The organism is Nocardia sp. NPDC058497 (assembly GCF_042720195.1).
GTDB lineage: Bacteria > Actinomycetota > Actinomycetes > Mycobacteriales > Mycobacteriaceae > Nocardia.
On sequence record NZ_JBHXMY010000399.1, the window covers coordinates 1 to 5,598 of the forward strand.

Annotated in this window: 6 protein-coding genes; 4 read left to right on the forward strand and 2 right to left on the reverse strand. The window is 69.0% G+C overall.

The annotated features are described in order from the left end of the window. Positions 1-67: 67 nt before the first annotated feature. Positions 68-1,237, reverse strand: coding sequence for a hypothetical protein (locus ACFWPJ_RS23095; RefSeq protein ID WP_378854471.1), 1,170 nt, complete (start codon positions 1,235-1,237; stop codon positions 68-70). A gap of 202 nt (positions 1,238-1,439) precedes the next feature. On the opposite strand from ACFWPJ_RS23095, the gene ACFWPJ_RS23100 reads away from it, so the two are divergent. After that, positions 1,440-3,095, forward strand: a complete 1,656-nt coding sequence (locus ACFWPJ_RS23100) for a serine/threonine-protein kinase (protein ID WP_378854472.1) — start codon at positions 1,440-1,442, stop codon at positions 3,093-3,095. A gap of 297 nt (positions 3,096-3,392) precedes the next feature. Here ACFWPJ_RS23100 and ACFWPJ_RS23105 read toward each other — a convergent pair whose 3' ends face one another. Continuing rightward, the gene (locus tag ACFWPJ_RS23105; protein WP_378854473.1) at positions 3,393-4,004 is read right to left on the reverse strand and encodes a TetR/AcrR family transcriptional regulator; all 612 of its coding nucleotides are present in this window, start codon (positions 4,002-4,004) and stop codon (positions 3,393-3,395) included. 84 nt (positions 4,005-4,088) lie between these two features. Here ACFWPJ_RS23105 and ACFWPJ_RS23110 point away from each other — a divergent pair, with 84 nt between their 5' ends. The 3 genes from ACFWPJ_RS23110 to ACFWPJ_RS23120 form a co-directional block, all read left to right on the forward strand. Next, entirely contained in the window at positions 4,089-4,865 is a 777-nt protein-coding gene (locus tag ACFWPJ_RS23110) for a hypothetical protein (protein ID WP_378854474.1), read from the forward strand. A gap of 29 nt (positions 4,866-4,894) precedes the next feature. Beyond that, a complete protein-coding gene (locus ACFWPJ_RS23115; protein ID WP_189031615.1) occupies positions 4,895-5,065 on the forward strand; it encodes a DUF2613 domain-containing protein in 171 nt (56 codons plus the stop codon). Next, a partial coding sequence (locus ACFWPJ_RS23120; RefSeq protein WP_378854475.1) for a DUF3068 domain-containing protein occupies positions 5,062-5,598 on the forward strand: 537 nt, incomplete at its 3' end. The genes ACFWPJ_RS23115 and ACFWPJ_RS23120, both read left to right, overlap by 4 nt.

Consider the following 5,598-nt stretch of genomic DNA (forward strand, 5'->3'; position numbering starts at 1 on the left):
CCGGCGTGAGTTTCTGCAGATTGCGGTCGGCTAACTCGTCTATATTATTCGCCTGCTCCAGCACGAACTACTCGTCGTCGACCATCTCCGGCGCGAGGCTCATGCCCACGCCCGCGCCGGAGATGGCGAGGTTGTCGTACCCTTTCCGCCCGATCGCCGCGCGCACCATGAACGCGGTCGGGCCGAGCTGGTGCTGGATCTCCTCGGCGACGACCCGCTCGATCAACTGCTTGGTCTTGTCGCCGTTGGGCCCATCGAGCAGCTCGTTGGACAGGTTCTCCACGGTCAGCACCTGGTAGGCCAGGATGTGCGCGAGGTCGGTCGCGGCCTGCGGTTGCCGCTTGGCCAGCAGGGCTTGGCGCCACAGGTACTTGTAGCGCGGCTGCGGGTCGCCCGGCTCGAACACCATCTTGATCGCGATGACGTTCACGATGACGCCGATCGCGGCCGAGGCCAGCAGCACGATCACCCACGCGGGCACCAGCCCCCAGTACGGGATCTGCGAGTGCACGTGCAGGTACAGCGCCAGCACCAGGCCGAACGGCGCGCCGAGCAGGCCGACCCGCACCATGAACTTCAGTTCCGGCGCGGCGATGGTGGTGGTGAGGTCCTTGAGAATGGTCGGGTTCTTCTCCAGGTACCTGATCACGAAGTTCTTGACGTCGAGCAGCTGGTCGATGTTGTCGCCCAGGCTCGCGAACGCGCGCCGGCCCAGCGCGGGCAGCTGCCGGTCGACCCGCTGGTAGACGGCCTGCTTCACCGGCCGCGGCAGCGAGCGCCACAGATCGGGATTCTCCCGGTACATGATCTCGTCGACGATCGGCCGCACCTGGTCGCGGGCCCGTTCGGCGAGATAGTCGCCGATGCCGTCCAGATCGAGTTCATGGATGAAATCGCGCGGGCTGCCGATGCGCATCAGCGCCTTGTCGACGCAGATACTCGCCATTTTCTCGGAGCGGGCGGGGATGAAGCCCTGGAAACCGAGCCTGCGCCCGTCGCCGGAGAAGGTCGGCAGCACCTGGACCCGGCGCGGCAGATACGGGTACAGGACGTGCAGCATCGGTACCCGGAAGCCCTTGAAATGCAGCGGCCAGAACAGCATGAGCACGCCGGTCCAGTTGGTGAGCCAGCCCGCCACCGCGCAGAAGATCGGGAAGCTCACCAGCTCGACCACGAATTTCGACTGCCCCGTCAGCTCTTCCCAATCGATGAAGAGTCCGGAGGCCAATGTGGTCATCGAGGAGCCCCCTAGTGCTGACGCGCGAAGAACGTGAAGAACGTGAGAATAAGGCAATCACATTCTGACCGGTCTCGACGGGGTACGGCGTCGCGACCCCGTTTGCCCAGGCGGCGGGCTGGTCACGAGCCCAGTTCGTCGCCGGATCTTGCGGTTAGAGTGACCGGGCAGGCTCAGCCGATTTTCGAAGGATCCCCACGCGATGCAACCCCTCGGCAGCGATGATCCACGCCAGATCGGGACGTACCGGTTGCTCGGTGTCCTCGGCGCCGGTGGCATGGGCAAGGTGTATCTGGGCCGCAATGCGGGCGGGCGCACCGTCGCGGTGAAGGTGATCCGGCCGGATCTGCTCGGCGACCCCGAATTCCGGGTCAGGTTCCGCCGGGAGGTGGCCGCCGCGCGACGGGTCGGCGGGGCGTTCACCGCGCCGGTGCTCGACGCCGACGTCGACGCCGATCCGCCCTGGCTGGCCACCGGTTACGTTGCCGGACTCGCGCTCTCGGACGCGGTGGCCCGGTTCGGCCCCTTCGCCGAACCGTCGCTGCTCGCCCTCGGTCACGGGTTGGCCGAGGCGCTCGTCGCGATTCACGGTGCGGGCGTGGTGCATCGCGATCTGAAGCCGTCGAATGTGCTGCTGGCCGTCGACGGACCCAAGGTGGTCGACTTCGGCATCGCGCGAGCGGTCGAGGACACCGCGCTCACCACCACCGGAAAGGTCATCGGCTCACCGGGTTTCATGTGCCCGGAGCAGGTCACCGGCGAGCCGCTCGGCCCCGCGTGCGATGTGTTCGCGCTCGGCGGTGTGCTGACCTTCGCCGCGTCAGGGCACGGCCCGTTCGGCACCGCCGAGATCGTGCAGATGCTGTGGCGGATCGTCTACGAGGAGCCGCGCTTGGCGGGCCTGCCGCCGTCGCTGCGCCCGCTGGTCGCGGCCTGCGTCGCCAAGGACGCCGCCGCCAGGCCGACACCGCGGGAAGTCCTGGCCGAGCTCGCCGGCATCGGCGGACCCGAGCGATCCGGGTGGCTGCCGCCCGCGGTGCTCGAGGAGGTCAGCATGCGAGCGGTGCGCCTGCTCGACCTGGATTCCGGCCCGGCCGATTTCCCAACCGGCTTCGGCGCACCGGATACCTCGATGCCGAACCGGGCTGCCACCGGCGGGCCCACCGGCGCTCCCCTGCCTGCGGCGAACGTCGGCGGGTACACCCCCGCGCCGCATTCGACTGTCCGTCGGCCGGTCGGCGGAGCCGGCGACCCCACCATGACGCCGACAGCGTGGCGCATGGCGACGACCCAGCCTGACGCCGTCTCGGGTCCGCATCCGATCCCGCCGGCGAGCTCCCGCACCCGCACCCTCCTCGTGGCCGCGGCGGTGACCGTCGCGGTGGCGGTCGCGGCGGGTGCGTTCCTGATCGGCGTCCAGCTGCGCGGCCAGCCGGATGCGAGCGGCGTGGCCGTCTCGACGCCGGTCGCCGCGGACACGGACACGCCGACCGCCACCGGCGCCCCCGCCACCACCGTCCCCAGCGCCTTCGCCGGGAGCTGGCAGGGGCAGGCGTCGGACGGTCCGGTGCGCTTCGCGATCGAGCTGACCATCGGCAAGGGCAAGGTCGGGCAGAAGGTGGCCACCGCGTCGAACACCGGCATGATCTCTGGTGAGCGCTGTGAGCGGTCGGAGACCCTGGTCGAGGCCACCACCGACCGCCTCGTCTTCCGGGCGAAGCTGACCGGCAAGAGCGCGGGCGGCTGCCTCGACGACGGCGCGACATCGACGGTCACCCTGCGGCCGGACGGCAGCCTCGACTACAGCACGCCGGGCGCACTCGGCGGCACCATCGCCGGCGTGCTGCGGAAGTCCTGATCGCCGGTTGCCGGTCGATTGCCGAGCACGTACCGATGGGTGCGAAACGGCGAACCGGACACCCCGCGTGGCCGGTGGTGGTTCACTACCACCACGAGCTTGTTTGGACCCGTGACCAGCACATCTCCCCAGGTGATGCCGATCGCACAGTTTCAGCCGTTGCGATCTGGGTCACTACTATGCCAGACTCTCGTCCCACACTGTGAAGCCGTCCGGTCTCACAATGTCTGGAAAGGGAGTGGGTTGAGCAAGCGGCAAGTGCGTGACGTTGCCACCCTCCCGGCGGTTGCGCGGAAATCAGTCCTGATCGACCAGCGAGAGCGCTGCGGCGGTCAGCAGGTCGACCAGCTCGCCGACCGGCGGGCGCGAGGCCAGCAGCAGCCATTCGTGCGCGACACCGTTGACCGCTCCGGTGAGCAGACCCGTCGTGAGCTGCGCGTCGCCGCGCAGCCGGACGCCCTTGACTGCCAGCGCGGTCTCGATCAGCACCGACCAGGCGTGGCGCCGCTCCCTGCGATGGTTCTCCATCCGGTCGCTGACCCCGATCACCTCGATCAGCGCCACCTGCGCGCGGTACGGGTCGGAGCCCAGCGATTCCAGGTAGGCGGCCAGGCCCGCGCGCAGCGCGGACTCCGGGTCGGCGTGCTCGACCACCGCCGTGGCGACCGCGGCCGACGCGTCGTCCTGGATGCGGTCGTAGGCCGCGATGAGCACGTCCTCGCGGGTCTCGAACTCCTCGTAGAACTGCCGCTTGGACAGCCCGGCCGCCGCGCACACCTCGGCGAGCGAGCACGTGACGTACCCGCGTTCGGCGAAGATTCGCGTCGCTGCTTCCAGGAACCGCTGGCGCCGTTCGGCTTTACGCGCGACGACTGTACGACCCCCATACCGTCTGTCCGCTGTAGTCACCTTTCCAATGTATCTGAAACCCGGAATAACATGTACATTTCCGGGCGGCTCCAACCAATCCCCACAAAGAAGGACGGCTGACCAGTGCTGCGCACCCGAGGCTCGCGGACCGCTTTGTCCGCGCTCGTACTAGCGGTGAGTGCCTCACTCGCCGCACCGGCATCGACCATGGCTGCCCCGCGGCCTGCGGCGCAGCCGAGCGTTCCGGCGATCGCGGAGAACGTACCCTCCGAGACGCTGGCCGCGCTGGCACCGTCGATGGTAAGCGCCATCTCCGCGCCGGCCCCCATCGCCGACGGTGCGCAGGCCGCGCTCCTGGCCCAGGCGCGCGTGCTGCTCGCGACGCCCGGCATCCCGGCGCAGGTCAAGGCGACGCTCGAGAAGGTCATCACCTTCCTCGACGGCAGCGGCGGTGGCGGCCCCGAGCTCCCGCCGTCCGGCGGCCCGCGGATCGCGCAGTTCCTCTACCCGACCATCGGCAAGGGCTGCATCGGCCCGACCTCCGATTCCGTCGGCACCGCGCTGGCCGTACCCGGCCCGGCCGAGCTGCCGCCGCCCGGACCGGCTGCCGGGCAGACCGGTTTCGTCTTCACCGCGCTGGGTACCAAAACGCCTACCGTCGCGCAGAACCCGCCGATGACGGTGCAGTGGGTCAACCTGGACAACCGGCGCACCGGCACCCTGCCGCTCACCACCGCGGCCGGCATCAACCCGGACGGACCGGCCACCCTGTCCGCCATCGCCGACACCGGTTCGGGCCGGGTCGCCGCGGTGATCACCGGTTCGCTCACCACGACCACCGCCGACGGTGACCGGACCTGCTCGTTCGCCCCGACCATCGGGTTCTTCTCCGTCGCTTGAGCCGACGCCGGAAATTGGAGTTTCGATCTATGAAGTTTGCCGTCCCCGGCCTGATCAGCGGTCTGGCCGGCGCGATCCTAGGGGTGATTGCCGTGCTCGGCATCACCGCAGGCGCGCAACAGAATTCGATCCCAGCCCCCGAGACCACCGCTGACCCGGGCTCGTCGGTGCTCGGCAACGTGCAGTACGGCAGCCGATGAACAGCGGGCGCAGGATGATCGCCTGCATTCTCGTCGGACTCGGCGCGCTGCTGCTCGCCGCCGCCGTCATGATCCCCACCTACACCGTCGGCAAGGTCGCCAAGACCCCGCTGGATCTGCGGGTCACCACGATCGCCAAGAGTGTGCCCGGCGAAGACAGCATGGTGCTGGACTCGAAGTCGCTTGTCTCGCCCGAAGGTTCGGCCAAGATCGACACCAACGTCCCCGTCTCCTCGCAGCGTTACCTCACCGTCGAGGAGCCGTCGGACGCCGACGAGATGACCGTCCAGGCCGGTCAGACGCTGCGTCGTGACGACCGCGACGGCGACAAGGGCGTGCTCGACGCGAAGGTCGACCGGGTGACAATCAGCCGGACCTCCGGCGAGCCGGTTTCGACCTCGCCCAACGGCTCGATCGCGATCAACGTCGACAAGTCCGGCGCGTCGGTGGCCGATCCGACAAACCGTCAGGGTCTGCAGTACCGCTTTCCGATCGGCACCGAGAAGAAGTCGTACCCGTACTTCGACCTGAAC

Bases quoted from the DNA above. Each gene is read 5' to 3' on its own strand.
- ACFWPJ_RS23095 (WP_378854471.1), bottom strand. From the start codon at position 1,237: ATGACCACATTGGCCTCCGGACTCTTCATCGATTGGGAAGAGCTGACG.
- ACFWPJ_RS23100 (WP_378854472.1), top strand. From the start codon at position 1,440: ATGCAACCCCTCGGCAGCGATGATCCACGCCAGATCGGGACGTACCGG.
- ACFWPJ_RS23115 (WP_189031615.1), top strand. From the start codon at position 4,895: ATGAAGTTTGCCGTCCCCGGCCTGATCAGCGGTCTGGCCGGCGCGATC.